15 protein-coding genes and 1 pseudogene are annotated in these 16,660 nt (G+C 64.7%); 6 read left to right on the forward strand and 10 right to left on the reverse strand.

The window, feature by feature from the left end; all coding sequences use genetic code 11:
- Nucleotides 1-94: 94 nt before the first annotated feature.
- The 7 genes and pseudogenes from DN051_RS47720 to DN051_RS01935 all read right to left on the reverse strand — a co-directional run bounded on the left by DN051_RS47720 (nt 95) and on the right by DN051_RS01935 (nt 5,510).
- Nucleotides 95-292, reverse strand: coding sequence for a zinc ribbon domain-containing protein (locus tag DN051_RS47720; RefSeq protein WP_112437741.1), 198 nt, complete (start codon nt 290-292; stop codon nt 95-97).
- A 278-nt stretch (nt 293-570) separates the two neighbouring features.
- Nucleotides 571-1,240: pseudogene (locus tag DN051_RS01905) on the reverse strand (CoA transferase subunit A); the annotation flags it as partial.
- Nucleotides 1,241-1,271: 31 nt separating this feature from the next.
- Nucleotides 1,272-2,126: a fumarylacetoacetate hydrolase family protein gene (locus DN051_RS01910; protein WP_112437742.1), complete on the reverse strand. Its 855-nt coding sequence runs from the start codon at nt 2,124-2,126 to the stop codon at nt 1,272-1,274.
- A 1-nt stretch (nt 2,127) separates the two neighbouring features.
- The gene (locus DN051_RS01915; protein WP_162624789.1) at nt 2,128-2,511 is read right to left on the reverse strand and encodes a nuclear transport factor 2 family protein; all 384 of its coding nucleotides are present in this window, start codon (nt 2,509-2,511) and stop codon (nt 2,128-2,130) included.
- Between the two features lie 118 nt (nt 2,512-2,629).
- On the reverse strand, nt 2,630-3,718 hold the full coding sequence (locus DN051_RS01920) for an NAD(P)/FAD-dependent oxidoreductase (protein ID WP_162624790.1): 1,089 nt from the start codon (nt 3,716-3,718) through the stop codon (nt 2,630-2,632).
- Between the two features lie 225 nt (nt 3,719-3,943).
- Complete coding sequence (locus DN051_RS01925) at nt 3,944-4,489, reverse strand: VOC family protein (RefSeq protein WP_246040850.1); 546 nt, start codon at nt 4,487-4,489, stop codon at nt 3,944-3,946.
- 661 nt (nt 4,490-5,150) lie between these two features.
- Nucleotides 5,151-5,510, reverse strand: a complete 360-nt coding sequence (locus DN051_RS01935) for a winged helix-turn-helix transcriptional regulator (protein ID WP_053762237.1) — start codon at nt 5,508-5,510, stop codon at nt 5,151-5,153.
- 441 nt (nt 5,511-5,951) lie between these two features.
- On the opposite strand from DN051_RS01935, the gene DN051_RS01940 reads away from it, so the two are divergent.
- Entirely contained in the window at nt 5,952-7,262 is a 1,311-nt protein-coding gene (locus tag DN051_RS01940) for an FAD-binding oxidoreductase (protein ID WP_112437746.1), read from the forward strand.
- 273 nt (nt 7,263-7,535) lie between these two features.
- Nucleotides 7,536-9,011 carry an MFS transporter gene (locus DN051_RS01945; protein WP_112437747.1) on the forward strand — a complete coding sequence of 492 codons (1,476 nt, stop codon included), beginning with the start codon at nt 7,536-7,538 and terminating at the stop codon, nt 9,009-9,011.
- A gap of 141 nt (nt 9,012-9,152) precedes the next feature.
- On the opposite strand, the gene ltrA is transcribed toward DN051_RS01945, so the two are convergent.
- Nucleotides 9,153-10,904, reverse strand: a complete 1,752-nt coding sequence (gene ltrA / locus DN051_RS01950; protein ID WP_199314792.1) for a group II intron reverse transcriptase/maturase — start codon at nt 10,902-10,904, stop codon at nt 9,153-9,155.
- An 895-nt stretch (nt 10,905-11,799) separates the two neighbouring features.
- On the opposite strand from ltrA, the gene DN051_RS01960 reads away from it, so the two are divergent.
- Nucleotides 11,800-12,243 (forward strand): hypothetical protein, encoded by a 444-nt coding sequence (locus DN051_RS01960; RefSeq protein WP_162624791.1) that lies wholly within the window; start codon nt 11,800-11,802, stop codon nt 12,241-12,243.
- 126 nt (nt 12,244-12,369) lie between these two features.
- The gene (locus tag DN051_RS44835; RefSeq protein ID WP_162624792.1) at nt 12,370-12,573 is read left to right on the forward strand and encodes a hypothetical protein; all 204 of its coding nucleotides are present in this window, start codon (nt 12,370-12,372) and stop codon (nt 12,571-12,573) included.
- Nucleotides 12,574-12,607: 34 nt separating this feature from the next.
- On the opposite strand, the gene DN051_RS01970 is transcribed toward DN051_RS44835, so the two are convergent.
- On the reverse strand, nt 12,608-12,907 hold the full coding sequence (locus DN051_RS01970) for an SsgA family sporulation/cell division regulator (protein ID WP_246040851.1): 300 nt from the start codon (nt 12,905-12,907) through the stop codon (nt 12,608-12,610).
- 30 nt (nt 12,908-12,937) lie between these two features.
- Between DN051_RS01970 and DN051_RS44840 the strand changes: the two genes are divergently transcribed.
- On the forward strand, nt 12,938-13,276 hold the full coding sequence (locus DN051_RS44840) for a hypothetical protein (protein ID WP_162624707.1): 339 nt from the start codon (nt 12,938-12,940) through the stop codon (nt 13,274-13,276).
- Here the strand turns inward: DN051_RS44840 and DN051_RS44845 are convergent.
- Complete coding sequence (locus DN051_RS44845; protein ID WP_162624794.1) at nt 13,269-13,460, reverse strand: hypothetical protein; 192 nt, start codon at nt 13,458-13,460, stop codon at nt 13,269-13,271. The two genes, DN051_RS44840 and DN051_RS44845, sit on opposite strands and share 8 nt — an antisense overlap.
- Before the next feature lie 380 nt (nt 13,461-13,840).
- On the opposite strand from DN051_RS44845, the gene DN051_RS01975 reads away from it, so the two are divergent.
- Complete coding sequence (locus tag DN051_RS01975; protein ID WP_112437751.1) at nt 13,841-16,612, forward strand: cation-translocating P-type ATPase; 2,772 nt, start codon at nt 13,841-13,843, stop codon at nt 16,610-16,612.
- Nucleotides 16,613-16,660 lie beyond the last annotated feature (48 nt).

Genomic DNA, 16,660 nt, shown 5'->3' on the forward strand with positions numbered 1-16,660 from the left:
GACCACCGTTGACACAACAGCGAGATCACGCTGCAGATTGAGCAGCGGGCGGTGACATCAAAGACTGGGGGCCGCGCACAATGGCGTGCAGCGGTCACCAGGTTGAGCCGGCCCAGGGCTGCTGAAGACTGGGCCGGCCGGCGGGGACGTTGCGGCCGCAGCGCAGGCAGCACTGCGACGTGCAGGCCGGGTTCACATTGATCCCGGCCTCTCCGGCATGTTGTGCCTGATAGGCGATGAACGAGCCGAGTTGCCTGCAGGGCCGGAACATCCGCACCATCCGCGACGACATTCTGATGCCGGCAGTCCATACGCACCTGTCGTGTTCACCGCCTACCTACTCGACGCCGGCATCGACACTGCGGCCGGCACCGCTGGTGGCGCTCTGGACAACGCGCCCAACGAGCACTCAACCTGACGGTTGCGGTCAACGTTCCGGCCGTTGGTCGGCCAAAGGGCTGGCGAACGGCCGGACATTGCTGTGAGTCGCGCCCTCATCCACGGCTGGCACTTCTGCCTGCGTCCTGACCGATGGGAACGGGGAACACCCGTACCGTCGTCAGGGGGTGGTACGCGTACTGCGCGCCGCTCGATGCTCTTGTCCAGGGGGTCGGCCCCGACGAGCCGGTCGACGTGGATCCCCGGCAGCTGAACCGCGTCGGGCGGGATCTGTCCGGGCTCGACGATCCGGTCGGCCTCCACCCGAGTGGTTCGGCCCGCCATCGCACACAACGGTTTGAAATTGCGGGCGGTGGCATGGAACACGAGGTTGCCGTGCCGGTGTGCTACCGCAGCCCGTACCAGGGCGAAGTCAGCGGTAATGGATTCTTCCAACAGCTACCGCCGGCCTCCGAACTCCCGCGAAACTTTGGGTGGTAAGGCGACCGCGTTGCTGCCGTCAGCTGCGTACCGCCAAGGCAGGCCGCCTTCTTCCACGAACATCCCGACGCTTACCGGAGTGCAGAAGGCCGGGATACCCACACCTCCGGCACGCAAGCGCTCGGCGAGGGTTCCTTGGGGGTACGAGCTCGACTTCGAGTTCGCCCTGAAGGTACTGCCGTGCAAATTCCTGGTTCTCTCCGACGTGGGAGGAAGTCATCCGGTCGATCCGACCAGCCGCCAGGAGGAGTCCCAGGCCGGCGTTGTCGCCGCAGTTGTTGGAGACCACTCCGAGCCTCGTCGGTCCCGCCTCGACCAGAGCGGCGATGAGGGTGGAGAGCGCACGCCTGCCGCCTGACAGGGCACCACATTGGCGGCGGCAGGCGTGCTGCCTAAAGGGGAGGCGCAGGGGCGGCACGCACCAAGTTGCGGAGCCGCCCCAGCCCCTCGATTTCCACGGTCACCAGGTCTCCGGGCCGCAAATAGCCGCCTCTGGCCAGTGCGACACCGCCCGGGGTTCCGGTCAGTACCACGTCGCCGACCATCAACGGCACCGTGGCGGAGACATGGGCGATGATCTCAGCCACTGAGAAGATCATCTGATTGGTCCGTGACTCTTGACGTGTCTCGCCGTTGACGAGGGTGCGAATCGACAGGTCCAGCTCGGTGCCGGTCTCTTCCACCGTCACAAGCGCTGGCCCCAGTGGCTTGAAGTGCGGGAACGACTTGCCTCGTCGTACGCCTTCGATATCGGTGACGACGCCGTTGGTCATGGCCGCCAGCTGTACGTCCCGTGCTGAGACGTCGTTGGCGACCATGAGCCCGGCGACGTGGTCCCAGGCGTCGGCCACGGAGATGCCCCTGCCGGCCCTACCGATCACTACCGCGAGTTCCCCCTCGTAGTCGACTTCCAAGGGTGCTTCGGCGGGCAGCCATATGGTGTCGTGAGGGCCGGTCACACTGGCGCCGGACGTGGTGATGAAGACTGGAGCCTCGGGGATCGGCAACCCTGCTTCCACCACGTGGTCGTGGTAATTGGCGCCCGCGATCACCACCGTCTGCGGCACACCCACCGGCGGGAGGAGTACAGCGTCCTCGATGGCGATCCTGCCTCGCACGCGTGCGTGGCGTGCCTGTTCGATACCGTCCGCCAGGAGGTCGGTGACGTTGTGGTGAGGCAGGTCGAGCAGCGCGAGTTCATCGGCCTCGGCGCGGGCAAGCCCTTCGCTGGTGCGATATAGACGCATGTCACTCGCCTCCTGCCACGACGTTCACGACGCGGCGCGCGATACGCCAGCGGCCGTCTTCCCCTCGTACGAACCGGTCTTTGATCTGTGTCACCGCGCGCGCAACGGGCGGATGGCCATCCTGCTGGTCCGCATCTCGGTACAAGTGCAGGTATGTATGCGTCTCCGCTTCGCCGGGGGCCAGCAGGCGGAAGGAGGAGGCGGCCGGGACATGCACGCCGCTCTTGCTCGTGGCGTCCTGTCGAGCCCTCATGGCCGCCGTCAGGGCAGTGCCGGTGAAGTGTGCTTGGTCCATCACCAGTTCGCCGTTCGGGGTGAACAGTTCAACGGTGCGTTCCGCTTCGCCGTCATCGACCCACCGGAAGAATGCGTCGATCACGTCCATGCAAGCCGCCCGGGCTCGAAGTTCCGCGAGGTCAGGTTCAGTACCCGGCTTCGGGTCCGTGGTTTCGAGAAGTGCGCTCATCACTGTGCCTCGTGTTGGGATAGGGCCCTCTCGGTGTTCAGTGGCCGATGGTCCAGGCGCCATCGGTCAATCCAAGCCTGTCCGTGTACATCGCGATGAGCAGATGGTCGCCCTTGAGCTGCTTGACCGTCGCCGTGTCCAGCAGCTCGTCCTGGTTCACCATCCAGCCGGTGCCCTTGTCGGTGCCGAAGGGCACGACCAGGTGCGGGAAGGGGTCCTGGAACTCGGCGCTCTCGCCCTCGCCGGTAATCTGCACCCGGATATTGCGGGCTGCGATGTCCGCCTGTACGTCGGCGATGAATGCTGTCGGCAGGCCCAGGTCGGCGATGTCGCCCACGGCGTACACCGTGTCGTGGCCCTGGACCCGCAGGTCATCGTGGACCCGAAGCCGTCCGGACTCCGTCCTGGCCTGCGCCAGGCTTCCCACGACGTAGTCCGAAGTCACTCCGCCGCCGAAGCACTGGAGCCAGAGGTCGGCATCGATCCTTGCGCCCGAGGTGGTCTCCGCGACGAACGGCGTGACTTCGCCGGCCACCGCCTGCGGCAGGTCCCTCAGCCCTTCCCCGAGCCGGAGGTCCACGCCCTCGCTGCTGAGCATCTCGCGGAGCGCAGCCCGCAGCGGCTCCGGGTACTGGCCCTTGAGAACATCGGCGGAAGGATCAAGGAGGGTGATCTGCTTCTCCGGCCACCGTGCCAGGATTTCTCCCACCAGTTCGACACCCACGACACCGGCGCCGAGAAGCAGGACGTGCTTCGCGCTCTCCAAGTTCTCGTTGATCCGCAGGTACTTCTTCTTCGAGAGCTCGCTACTCGTCTCGTCGTCCTTGGCCGGGAAGGGGTACTGAGATCCCGTGGCAAGCACGATGAAGTCGGCGTCCAGGACCTGCCCAGAAGCCAGTTCGACGCGTCCGGGCTGCACCTGCGCGGCCCTGTCGTGCACGACCTTGCCATTGGCCAGCAGCTTCTCGTAGGACATGAAGATGTTGGGCATCCAGTCCGGGCGAACCATTGCCCGCAGTGCGCCGACGTTGTGGCGGAAGCTGTCACGCGGTTCGACCAGCACGACATTGGCAATATCGTCAAGGTCGCGAGCGGCGCGGATGCCGGCGTAGCCGCCACCGATCACCGCAACACAGGGCTGGCCATCTATTTTCTGAGGCATGCTCGTTCTCCACATGAGGCACTGAAAGCGCGGGATTGATCGCTCCATGTCGGAGCGTGAGGAGGAGCTGGTGCGGCGGACGGCTGTCCCATTGACGTCCGCCGCACCAGCCAGGGGCCTGCCAGGAGTCACGCAGGCCCCTGCCTGCCGAATCCGCAAGGCGCATACGGCAGGGGGCTTTCGGGTGGGTCACCAGGTCGGCTTGACCAGTTCCTCGAAGGCTTCACCAGCTCGGAAGCGCTTGACGAGGTCGTCAAGGTCGATGGGAACACCACCGGGGCGGCGAAGCCAAAGCTCGCCCTGCATGAAGTCCTCGGCCTCCTCAGCCGTCGCGAAGTTGTCGATCTGCAACTCCACGAGGTTGTCTTCCGGGTCCCTGTAGTACATCGACGTGGTCACACCGTGGTTCATCGCCAGGACAGGCCAGATCTCGACCTCGGCCAGCCGCTCATAGTTGCCCAGCAGCTCATCGAGGGTGTCGTAGGTGAAGGCGATGTGGAACAAGCCCGTCGACGGACCGGCAAGCGCCTCGAATATGTCGGTGTCGGCAGTGGCCGCAGCCGGCTTCTCCCGCTTCTCGACCGGCTGTTCCGAGCCCCCGTGCTCGGGGTTCTCGAGATCGGCCATGTTGGCGAGCGCGATTCGGTGGTGCTCGTCGTCGTAGGTGATGAAGACGGAAGCCGCGTCCTCGTGCATCACCTTGGCGTCGAGCACGGTCACGTACCAGTCACGCATCTCCGAGAGGTGCTGCGTCCGCAGTACGACGTGAGCGAGCTTGGCAGGGGACGACATTGTCTCTCCTTCGTGTGATGGGCGGCCACCGTTGGCTCGAACCCGGCAGTCACCGTAGACCAACTGGTTGATCGCTGTAAATGATTACCTTGGATCGATCCTTGATAGCGAGCGTTTACTTTATTCGAGCACAGCAACCCCGCAGGGCTACGGCACCCCCAGAGCCAGCAGGATCGAGCAGCCGCGGCGCCCTGCTCGTGCCACCGTTCAATCGACTTCGACATAGGTGGCGCCGGCCAGGGACTCCACGAGTCCCACGCCCGCATCGGCGCACAGGCAGGCCACTGACGCACACAAGCGGCCGCCCGTCAGCCTGACGGACATCAGTTCGCCGATCCGGGGCCCCGAGTCGGACTGGGTGTCACGTGACGGCAACGAGAGCCCTGTTGCGGCGGTGTGCCAACCGTGCATCGGAAGTCTTTGGCTTGCAACAAGCCGGTTAGTCACTAATCATTAGTAAGCGCCTCGCTCTCGACTGCCGAACGATGGCACGCATATTTCGCCCCGACATGGCAGATCGATGCCTGAAAGCTGCGACCGCGCGAGGCCGCCACCAACCCGCCCGGGCCAGTCGTCACACCTTCGCCGACCGGCGCCCCGACGGCTAATCCTGCCGAGAGGACCGCTGAGCGCCCCACTGCGCCAACGGCTCAAGCGCAGCGATGAGCGCCTGGCCGTCCGAGGTGAGACCGTAGCGGATCTGAACCGGCATGCTGGGCATCACAGCACGATCGATGAGCCCTTGAGCCTCGAGTTCCTTCAGGCGTTGCGCCAGCAGTCGGTCGGAGATGCCCTCGATCGCACTCCGGTACTCGCCGAACCGCCGGGCACCCAGGGATGCGGCCAACAAGATCGACCCGGTCCAGCGGCTCCCCACGAGTTCCAGTACACCTTGAAAACTGGGGCACGTGTCGTCGCGTACAGCACCAGGCTCGCGACGTTGAAATTGGGCGTTCTGCTCCACCGCCACCCTCACTTACTATTAGTTAGCACCTTACTGTGCTGTTGCTGGTCGGTCCGCCCTGGTGAACCGTGGACGCATGACCGATTACGGACAAAGCCTCACCTTCGGGCCGAGTGGCGTTCCAGGAGACAGGTCCCGACGACCAACCCCCTGCCCTGGTCGCCGAGGCACATTGACTGCCTCGGCATGTCTCCGCGTCATGCACCACCCCTACGGGCTGGGGCACTTCGAGAAGTGGTCCTTGAACGGCCGACCGGGCGAGGGTGAGAGCGCACACATCCCGATTCCCACGGGTGCCACCGGTCTGCAGCCGCGGCGATCGGCCATGTCTGACAGAGCCGAGTCGCCAACGAAGAGCGGGCCGAATCACCAGATCCACGATTCTGCCGCCGCAGTCACCCGTGTGGCAGTTGACCGTGCCATGGTTCGTTGGGGCGGTCAATGACCGTGGTCCTCGGGGCAGCGCCGAGCGGACTCGTCGGCAAGGTCGTCACCCCTGACGACCGGCGCTACGGCATGCTGTGTTCCACCTATACCACCGTTGGTGCGCCCGCTGCCGTTGTCCTGCCCGAAAGCGCTTCTGACGTTGCCGCGGCGCTGCGGCTGGCTCGCGAGCGGGGTCTGTCGGTCGCCATCCGCAGCGGTGGGCACGGCTTGTCCGGAAGCGCCACGAACACCGACGGGCTGGTCATCGATTTGAGCGCGATGAGCAGGGTCGACGTGCTCGACCGCGCTGCCCGCCTGGTGCGTGTCGAGGCCGGCGCTCGCTGGGGGCAGGTTACCCAGGCGCTCTCCTCGTCCGGGCTGGCCATCAGTTCGGGTGACCATGGAAACGTCGGCGTCGGAGGGCTCGCCACGGCTGGCGGCATCGGGTGGCTCGTTCGACATTTCGGTCTCACGATCGACCGCGTCCGTGCAGTTGAGGTTGTCCTGGCCGACGGCACCATGGTTCGGGCCGATCACCTCACCGAGCCAGATCTGCTGTGGGTGATGCGTGGGGCAGGCGCCGGCGCCGGCGTCGCAATTGCCTTTGAGATAGAGGCCATCGAGCTCGGAGACGTCGGATTCGTTCAGCTCGTTGCCGGGGTCGACCGGGCCGGCGACACTCTGCGGCGCTGGGAGGTCGCCATGGCAAAGGCGCCACGCGAGCTGTCGACGTCAGTGATGCTCTCCTCTCATTCGGTGACTCCGGTCGCGTTCATCACGGCGGTCGTTGCCTCGGATGAGCAGGCGCGCATCATGCGAGCCATTCAGCCGCTCCTCGGTATCGGCAAGGTCACCATCCAGCAGGCACACGTCGTTCCGTACACGAACCTGATTGCATCCGCGCAGATGCAATCGAACACGGGACAGATGCCTTCCCACACGACCAACGGACTCTTCACCGAACTCACCCCCGATGCTGCCCGCGCACTGGTCGCCGCAGCCAGCGGCCCCGACCCAGTCCTCCTTCAAATGCGCTCACTTGGCGGTGCTGTCAACGACATGGATCCGTCAGCCACCGCGTACGCACACCGCCACCAACAGACGATGGTCATTGCCTCGACGTTCCCACCAGATGCGCAGCAGGAACTGGTAGCCGCATGGGACACCATCGCCCCATACTCGGATGGGACGTATGCGAGTCTTCAGAGCAATCCCAGCAAAAGCATGATGGCCAGCGCCTATCCCGGACCGACCGGCGCGCGGGTCGTCGACCTGTGGAAGCGCTACGATCCCGACGGCGTACTGCGTCAGCCACTTGGAAAGTGACCGAAGGCTCTGCCGGGCCTGCTGGGCACCCGTGCGCCCCCGCGTCGAGGTACGCAGACGACGCGCACGGTCAAAGCATCCTCGGCCCCGCTTGCGCGCCGCTGCGTCGGATCCACCGCACAGTCTTCTCGGTCCTACGCATTCATTGCCGCTGGTGTCGCTCAGCTGCAATCCGACCCGCTGAACCACCGCAGGGCCTGCCCTCGCGCGGTCTCGTCGACAGAGCCACATGCATCAGCAAGCGGGCTGTCCTGCGTTCTCTCTTGGAGAGTCATGTCCTTCCTGCCCCGCCTACTCCCCTCGGCCAGGGCCGCACTCTTGCTGGTGCTGTCCGTTGCAGTGTCTGCGTATGCGCTGGTGCTGTCCCTGATCATCCCCGTCCTACCGGAGATCCAGCGCGATCTCGGCGTCTCTCAGGACGTAGTCGGGTGGGTGATGACCGCCTGTCTGATGTCGGCAGCCATCTTCACCCCGCTGCTGGGCCGTCTCGGCGACCGCTTCGGAAAGCAGCAGGTGATACTGCTGTCGCTCCTGGCGCTTTCAGCCGGCTCGTTTCTCGCGGCGTTCTCCTCCGGGATAGGCCTGATGATCGCGGGTCGCGTACTCCAGGGCGTCGGCGGCGGAGTGGTACCGCTGGCCTTCAGCGTCATCCGCGACGAGCTGCCCGACAAACGCATTCCCGGCGCGGTGGGAGTACTCGCCGCTCTGTTCGCCGTGAGCGGCGGCCTCGGGTCCGTGCTGTCAGGCCCCATCACCACTGCCTTGGACTATCGAGCCCTGTTCTGGATACCAGGCATTGTCACTGTCGGGGCCGCTCTCGGGGTCCGGGTCCTGGTCCCTCGGTCCTCCCACCGCGAAACCGGACGCATCAGTTGGACCGGCGCCGTGCTGCTCGCAGGGTGGTTGATCGCCCTCCTGGTCCCCTTGGCACAGGCCTCCACCTGGGGCTGGCGATCCACCCGAGTGATCGTCTTGCTGGTCGCTGCCGGCCTACTCCTCGTCGCTTGGGTCGCGGTGGAAATGCGTGCTCGCAACCCCCTCATCGACGTACGGATGTTGCGTCTCCCGGCGGTGTGGCCAACCAACCTGGTCGCCCTCCTGTCCGGCATGAGCATGTATGCACTGATGGCAGTTCTGCCCTACTACGTACAGACCCCTTCCTCTGCCGGCTACGGCTTCGGCGTCAGTCCGACTGAGGCCGGGCTCATCAATCTGCCGCTCACCGCGGCAATGTTCTGCGCCGGATTGGCCACCTCACGGCTCTCTCTGCGCCTGTCTGCCCGACACATCTTGTTGCTGGGAACACTGCTCAGCGTCGTGGGATTCGGCATCCTGGCCTTCGCCCACGCGCAGTACTGGTCGGTCATGCTGGCCATGGCCGTCGTCGGCCTTGGTTTCGGACTGGCGTTCGCCACAATGACCAATATCATCATGACGACCGTGCCTCGACATCAGACCGGCGCTGCCAACGGTATGAACACCAACATCCGTACTCTTGGCGGCGCCATCGGCACGGCACTCGTCAGCACCATCGTAGGCAGCCAGACACTCCCGAGCGGCCTCCCCGCCGAAGGCGGCTACACCTTGGCGTTCGCAGCCCTCGGTATCACTGCTGTCGGTGCGGTGATCGCCGCCATACTTCTTCCTCGCAGTGACCGGATGACATCAGGAAGCGGTGCGGCGGAAGGACCCAGGCGCCCCCAACACACCAACGCGGCACCTACGCAGGCAGCCAAGAGTATGGAGTAGGCACGCCGCGGCAGGTTGAACTTCGCCTACCTGGTGTCGGGTAGCCGGGTCACGTCGCCGTGACCCGGCCCCCTCAGAACCGGACGTGCCTGTTTCCAAGCATCACGGCTCAAGCAAGCCCGAAGGCTTCACAGGTTCTGCTCATTTCCGGTCGCTGTCGCCTGCGTGATGCTGGCGATGGCATTCCGAGTGGACGAGCCGAAGATTCTTGCTCTCATCAGAGCCGCCATGCCGCCGGTAGGTGAAGTGGTGTTTATGCAACCGCTTCTTCACCGCGTCGAACCAGTCAATCCACTCGCGTGGGCTGTCAGGCTCATATTCCGCGCCGGCGATGAGCGCTTGACCGCACAGTGGGCAGACGCCCTTCTGGCGGGCTGCCAGAGTAAGGCTGATCTTGTCCATCGGTGGTGGTGTGCGCGTCTGACGGCGTTGGCTCCAGTAGTCGAGGAGTGCGGGATCGTCAGGTGACGACTTACCCCTGACCAACTGATGCCGCCTGATGTTGGTCCAGGCGAACTTGGGAAGGTGTGCGCCCGTGGCACGGTCACCGAATACCCAGTTGTTCATCTTGGATCGGTTGAGCCTGCCGAAGTACTTGTTCACAATCCAACGCTTCGACTTCTTCGGGTGGGTGCGCTTGGCCCACTTGTAGGTGAGCGTCCACACATAGCTGTCCAGCGCCGAGAACGTCCGGCTGGACACCACTGTCCGGTAATACGCGGACCAGCCCCTGACGATAGGGGACAGACGGCGTAGTACGACTGTGATGCTCTGCCCTAAGAGGGCTTGCATCTCGGATCTCAGTCGCTTCCGGACTCTCTTGACCGCGTCCCTGCTGGGCGTGATGATCAGGCTGTCGCCATGGCGGCGGATGTTGAACCCGAGGAAATCGAACCCGTCCGACAGGTGGAGGATTCGCGTCTTCTCTTCATTGAAGCGAAGTCCTCGGGGTTGCAGCCATTCCGCCAGGCGTGACCTGACGGTCTCCGCCTCCTCCTTGCTCGTGCAGAACACGGCGAAGTCATCGGCGTATCGCACCAGGATCGGAGTTCCTTTCGCAGCCCACATGACCTTTCCTTTGCGGGTGGCGAAGCGGACTCCTGCGGCCTCCTCCATCCCGTGCAGAGCGATGTTGAGCAACAAAGGGCTGATCACGCCGCCTTGAGGGGTTCCCTCCTCGGTCCGGGTGAAGCGTCCGTCATCGACCACACCAGCCTTCAGCCACTGCCGGACTAATTCCCTGGCTGGGAATTGCCCAACGGCTTCGAGCAGGTGGTAATGGTCGATGCGGTCGAACGCGGCAGCCAGGTCGGCGTCCAGTACCCACTGGCGCTTGGCCGCCTTGCCCTTCGCGGTGCTGAAGATCGCCTGGATGGCGTCGTGGCAGCCGCGGCCCGGCCGGAATCCGTAAGAGCGTGATTCAAACCGAGCTTCCCACTCAGGCTCCAACGCGTTCTTCACACGTGCTTGGATGGCCCTGTCACGCATGACGGGGATTCCGAGTGGTCGTTGCTTTCCGTTGCTCTTTGGGATGTAGACCCGCTTGACGGGCTTGGCCCGCCAGGGTTGTGTTTGGCCGTCAATTTCAACTGCCATCCGTGCTCTCGCCTTGGGAGTGAGAGCGCGTTCCCTGTCGATCCCTGCCGTCTTGCGGCCTCTGCTCTGCTGTGTCACCCGCTTCACGCTCACGAGCGTGTTGCTGCGGCTTCTCAGCATGAGCTTTTGCAGATTGCGGACCTTCTTGAGGTCCCCTTCCTGTGTCGCTTTGAAGATCCTCTGTCTCAGACGCCGTACGTTCTCCTCGGCTTCGGCCCAGTTGATGCTGTGCCAGTCGAGATTTCCGCCCTGGGGTCCGTTCGCTATGGAAGTCCGAACAGGATTGGGTAACTCCAACTGTAAGTTCCTCCTTCGCGTCTAACTTGTCCGCCAGGTTCCGGCTGCTTTACTCGGGATACTGCAAAGGCTCACCTGGTCCACGTGGGCACCCTTTCGGGTCGGGTCACTGGGACCCGTATCCGGCGGGTTATGACCGGAGGCGTGAAGGTTGCCTCCAACTTTCCCCTGATCTTTCGATCTACCGGCATTCGCTTCTTGGACCATCCTGTTCCCGCTGGAGAGTTGGGCCTTCCTTGCGGTTGGCTTACCGGGCTGTGGCCCGGACTCCATCGGGGTTTCCACGTTCCACACACGTAAGTTGCGACTGGGGTGGGTGCCCCCTCTATCCCGAAACCGGCGGTGTCCTCCTTCCGGTCTCAAATCTCCGGAAGTCGCCTGACGCCTCTCAGCATCGGGTTCTGTAGCTGCCGACTGCAAACCACCAGGCAGCTTCAACCTTACGAGACATCAACAGGGGTTCACGCGGTTCACCCGTCCAGTCTTTCCCTCGCCTGTTATTTCCCGGCGGCCGGGAAATTCTTGGGCTTGAACGCTCAGCTTCACACCCCGCTGTTACCGGCGACGCATGTGAGCGCGGGAACGGATACGGACACTAATCCGGGGTCAGCACATCTCTCCTTCCTTCGTGGCTTTCCCACTTAACGTGTGCGACTTCGTGTCGCACTTTGAGGCTGTTAATCACGCGGCAAGGTCAGTCATGGCCCGAACACGGGTGGCAGATGCCGTCAAGTCCTACTTGACGCACGCCAGGAACTTACCCTTTCCCCGCACCCGCACCCGCACCCGCACCCGAACCCGCACCCGCACCCGCACCCGCACCGGGCGACGTCCGGTCCGCGAGGTAGTTGGCCGACCCCGCTTGCCCGCCCCTGCTGAAGCAGGAGCGAACCGCATGTCACAGACGCGGCAGGCGACGTGTCTTATAGGTATGGGAAAAGTTGCAACACGACGCGTACTTCTCGGCACTCTGGTGTTCGCCTGTCTGGGGCATGTATGGGCCTACTTCGCGCCTGAACTCTGGTACGAGACGTTTCCTCACATCGGCGCGCCATGGCAGACTCGCCTCGGTCCGTACAACGAGCATCTGGTCACGGACATGGCCGCGTTGTACATGGCCCTAGCGGTCGTGACAACCGCGGCCATGCGTTTTGCTGACAGCGACCGGTTCGTCACCACGGTTGGCTCGGGCTGGCTCACCTTCTGTGTCTTCCACTTGATCTACCACCTCCAGCACCTCAGCATGTTTACCACGGGTGAACGCGTCGCCCTCTTGACCTTGCTCTCTACACAGACACTGGTATCCGCCGCGCTGCTGGCTCCGTCACCCAGGAAGTAGGCCGGTTCGCGTGCTGGCACCGATGCTTCTTCGATGCAGTGACCGTGCCGACGGGAATCTGATCTCTCGACCGCCTCGAACTCTGGAGATCTCCCATATAGCCCGCCCCAGAGCGAAGTTGGCTCGGTGGTCGTGTTCGTAACCGACCAGGCTCCGGTATCCAATCACGCTGTGTGGGCGGTACGTGTTGCAGAGGCCGGAGCTTCGGGTCGTGATCCGCAGGCCGACTTCGGTGCGGGTGACGAAGGTGTGCCGGTGGACGCACTCTCCCTTCAGCGCACTGTTGAACGTCTCGCTGACGGCGTCACCGGTGACAACGACGAGCCCTGACACGCCGACACCTTCGTCACGCCGACCCGGTCTGTCACGACGGTTCGTCCATCAGGCGGCGGACGACGCCGTCCAAGTCCAGGTGCTGCTCTTCTTCTCCCGGGGGCACTACCTGGTGGGTCCGCTCGACGAATGTGTCGATCGCTCTCGCGGAAGCCGCCAGGACCTCCATCTCCGCCCCCGACCGCAACGAAATGAACACCACCCCGTCGAGTATCTCGGAAGGCCAGACGCGAACATCGCCCGCACCGCTGAGCTCGTGTCGGCCGGCCGACATCAGGTCGCGCCCGAGTACCCACTCGACGGGCGCATCGGTGTTGACGTTGAACAGCACGGACACCGCGTACGGGGCTGTGCTGTCGTAATGGAGCTGCGTCAGGACACGCGAACGCCTGCTTGCCCTGATCAGGCGCATGAGCGTCCGGCACGTCACCGATCTACGCCGGGCGATTACGGGTCGCATGTCGTCGACCTTTCGGCTTCTGTCACCCGCACGATGGGACCAGTGCTCGTCATGGGTATCGAAGGCCTCCCTGCCCGTCAATTTGTTCCTCCCATATTCCTGCCGTCCAATGGCAATCTTCAGGTCTGCATTGATCTGCGCGTCCGCCTGGAACGGCTGCGTGGCAAATGGTTTTCAACCAGTCAGGTCCTTGCGCATCGACCGACAACCGCGAAGCGCACCTGCCTGTCACTCAATTGACCGCGACGGCACGGTCAGATGTGACAAAAGCCAGCGTGTGACACATGTCTCCTTTACCAATTCTTTGCCAGGTCCAGAAAAGCGTGACCAGGGCCTCAGGAACACTGCGGCGCGCCGCCTGGCGCAAACGCAACGGCCAGGTCATGGCACCGCGCCCCACCGGGCTCAGCAGATCGACAGCCACGAGATGCGACCACCGAGCACCTCACGTCGCCCGCATCTGGCCCCATTGGGACAAGGCCCGATTGGGCCAGCCGAAAATACGCATTCCGACCCCTGGCCTGAACCTATAATTGTCTGGCCGACAAGCCGCCCTCTCCGCACAGTTGTGCGGAAATGACGTACGGCATATGCAGAAGGTTCGAAGGTCCTTTCCACTCGGATCACAACCTGATGATTTTCTCGAACCTGCAGGAGTTGCCCGTCCGGGCGCTTGTGATTGGCGACCCTAAATCGGTCGAATGGAGCGGGCGGTCGCCCACCTAAGTGGGGTGCCGCTCGATTGGCATTTCCCCAACGGTGGGTACGGTGCGCATGCCCGGCCACCCGATACAGAATGGATCAATGTTGCCTTCCGACACTGCCGCCACACCATCGCCCTGGCATGCTTTGCCTGCAAGTGACGCGACGGGCCGACTCGTTGTCGATCCCGATGCGGGGCTTTCTTCGGACGAGGCGGCCAGGCGGCTGGCGGAGCATGGGCCGAACCAACTCAAAGAGGCTCCGCGTGAGCCCCGGTGGCGGGCTTTCCTCCGACAGTTCCAGGACCTCCTGATCATCATTCTGCTGGTGGCCGCGCTGGTCAGCCTTGTGGTGTCCCGGGAGTGGGAGACACCGATCGCGATCGCTGTGGTGGTGCTGCTCAACGCGACGATCGGGTTCGTACAGGAGTCCCGCGCCGAAGCGGCTTTGGACGCCCTGCGTGAGATGACGGTCACTCACGCCACGGTCCGCCGCGACGGCCGCCTGATGCAGCTGGCTTCCAGTGAACTCGTCCCCGGGGACGTGGTCACCCTCGCGCCGGGCGACCGGGTACCTGCGGACGGACGGCTACTGACGTCGTTCTCCCTGGAGGTGCAGGAGTCCGTCCTGACCGGCGAGGCGCAGGCTGTGTCCAAGGACGCGGATGCCGAGGTCGCGCAGGACGCCCCGCTGGCCGACCGGCTGACGATGGTGTTCATGAACACCGCTGTGACGCGCGGGCGCGGCGAGGTCACGATCACCGCCACCGGTATGGCCACCGAGACCGGCCGTATCGCCGACATGCTGCACTCGGCCAAACCCGGTCCGACACCCCTGCAGCGTCAGATAGACGCACTCAGCCGCACCCTCGCTCTGATCGCCGGGCTGGTCATCGCCCTGGTGTTCACCCTCGGCTTGGTGCGTGGGCAGGACTTCGGGGAACTGTTCATCAGTGCCGTGTCGCTGGCGGTCGCGGCCATCCCCGAGGGGCTGCCCGCAGTGGTCGCGTTCACCCTGGCGATGGGCACGGGCCGGATGGCCAAGAAGGGGGCGATCGTCAAGAAGCTCGCGTCGGTCGAAACCCTCGGCAGCACAACCCAGATCTGCACGGACAAGACCGGCACGCTGACACTGAACCAGATGACGGCGCGGGAAATGCTGCTGGCCGGCCGTCGGCTCACCGTCTCCGGCGAGGGGTACTCCTCCCAGGGTCGTATCTCCCCCACCGACGAACAACCCCTGCCGCAGGCCCTGGATCACGCACTGGCGGCGATGGCCTTGTGCACCGACGCCGTGATCCGCGACGGCGAGGTCGTGGGTGACCCGACCGAGGGCGCCCTGGTGGTCCTGGCCGAGAAGGGCGGCATCGACGTGACCGGACTGCGGCAGGAACGGCCGCGGCGCCTTGAGGTGCCCTTCGACTCCGACTACAAGTTCATGGCAACCTTCCACGACTGGACGGACGACTCCGGGCGCGCAGTGGTCCGGTGCTTCGTCAAGGGTGCCCCGGACGTCCTCGCAGACCGCGCGGACCGTCTTGTCGGCGAGGAGGGCATCCTGCCGTTCGACGACGCGGCCCGCCGTCGGTTCGAGGGGGACAACGCCGCGCTCGCCGAACAGGGCATGCGGGTCATGGCGCTGGGCATGAAGGATTTCCCCGCCGAGGGCTTCGAGGCTCCCGACGAGCCGAAGGATCTGCTCGACCGAATCGTGCTGACTGCCATGGTGGGCATCGTCGACCCGCCCCGGCCCGAGGCACGCACGGCGATCGCCGAGTGCATCGACGCCGGAATCAAGGTCCGCATGATCACCGGTGACCACGCGGTGACCGCCGGCGCCATTGCCCACGAACTCGGCATCCCCGGAGACGCAGTGACCGGCGCCGACCTGGACCGTATCGGCGACGAAACCGCCCTCGCGGAGCGGCTGGACGAGGTGGGCGTCGTCGCCCGGGTGTCCCCCGAGCACAAGATGCGCATCGTCAAGGCGCTGCAAGCCCGCGGTGACGTGGTCGCCATGACCGGCGACGGTGTCAACGACGCCCCCGCGCTGCGCAAGGCCGACATCGGGGTGGCGATGGGTGTCACGGGAACGGAGGTGACCAAGGAGGCCGGCACGATGGTGCTGACCGACGACAACTTCGCCACCATCGTGTCCGCGGTCCGCGAAGGCCGCGGCATCTACGACAACATCGTGAAGTTCACCCGGTTCCAGGTCTCCACCGCTCTGGGCTTCGTGGCCACCTTCCTGATCGCCTCACTGACCGGTTTGGCCGGCGGGGCACCCTTCACCGCCCTGCAGATCCTGTTCGTCAATCTGGTCATGGACGGCCCGCCCGCCATGTCTCTGGGCGTCGACCCGGTCAGCCCGGACTCGATGAAGCGCGCTCCCCGCGCGGCCGACGAACGGATCCTCAGCCGGCAGCGCCTTGCCCGCGTCCTGCTGGGGAGCACGGTCATGGCGGCCGGCACGCTGGCGGTGCTGGTCTGGGCACCCGGTCCCGAACCGGAACTGGGCGAAGCGACCGTTGCGGGCACGATGGCCTTCGTCACCTTCGTGTTCTTCCAGGTCTTCAACCTGCTCAACGTGCGGCACGACACCCGTAGCGTCTTCAGCCGTGCATCGCTGCACAACACCTCCGCGTTCGTCGCCACGGGCGCGGTGATCGCCCTGCTCATCGTCATCGTCGAGACCGACGCGCTGCACGGCTTCTTCACCACCACCGACCTCACCCCTGGTCAGTGGCTGACGTCCATTTCCGTCGGCTCGGCGATCCTGTGGACCGGCGAGATGACCAAGGCTGTGCTGCGTGCACGCACACGCCGTACGCACGGCACCGTCTCGCAGCAGCCGACGTCCCGGCAGGCGGCGTGACCGCCATGCCCACGGCGGTCCGGTCGGACTGAACGTGACCCCGTCGGG

Source organism: Streptomyces cadmiisoli, assembly GCF_003261055.1.
GTDB classification, from domain to species: domain Bacteria; phylum Actinomycetota; class Actinomycetes; order Streptomycetales; family Streptomycetaceae; genus Streptomyces; species Streptomyces cadmiisoli.

Excerpts from the sequence above, each read along its gene's own strand:
- DN051_RS47720 (WP_112437741.1), bottom strand. The coding sequence starts at position 292 with ATGTCGTCGCGGATGGTGCGGATGTTCCGGCCCTGCAGGCAACTCGGC.
- DN051_RS01910 (WP_112437742.1), bottom strand. The coding sequence starts at position 2,126 with ATGCGTCTATATCGCACCAGCGAAGGGCTTGCCCGCGCCGAGGCCGAT.
- DN051_RS01915 (WP_162624789.1), bottom strand. The coding sequence starts at position 2,511 with ATGGACGTGATCGACGCATTCTTCCGGTGGGTCGATGACGGCGAAGCG.
- DN051_RS01925 (WP_246040850.1), bottom strand. The coding sequence starts at position 4,489 with ATGCGTGACTGGTACGTGACCGTGCTCGACGCCAAGGTGATGCACGAG.
- DN051_RS01940 (WP_112437746.1), top strand. The coding sequence starts at position 5,952 with ATGACCGTGGTCCTCGGGGCAGCGCCGAGCGGACTCGTCGGCAAGGTC.
- DN051_RS01945 (WP_112437747.1), top strand. The coding sequence starts at position 7,536 with ATGTCCTTCCTGCCCCGCCTACTCCCCTCGGCCAGGGCCGCACTCTTG.
- DN051_RS01960 (WP_162624791.1), top strand. The coding sequence starts at position 11,800 with ATGTCACAGACGCGGCAGGCGACGTGTCTTATAGGTATGGGAAAAGTT.
- DN051_RS44840 (WP_162624707.1), top strand. The coding sequence starts at position 12,938 with ATGGAGCTGCGTCAGGACACGCGAACGCCTGCTTGCCCTGATCAGGCG.
- DN051_RS01975 (WP_112437751.1), top strand. The coding sequence starts at position 13,841 with ATGTTGCCTTCCGACACTGCCGCCACACCATCGCCCTGGCATGCTTTG.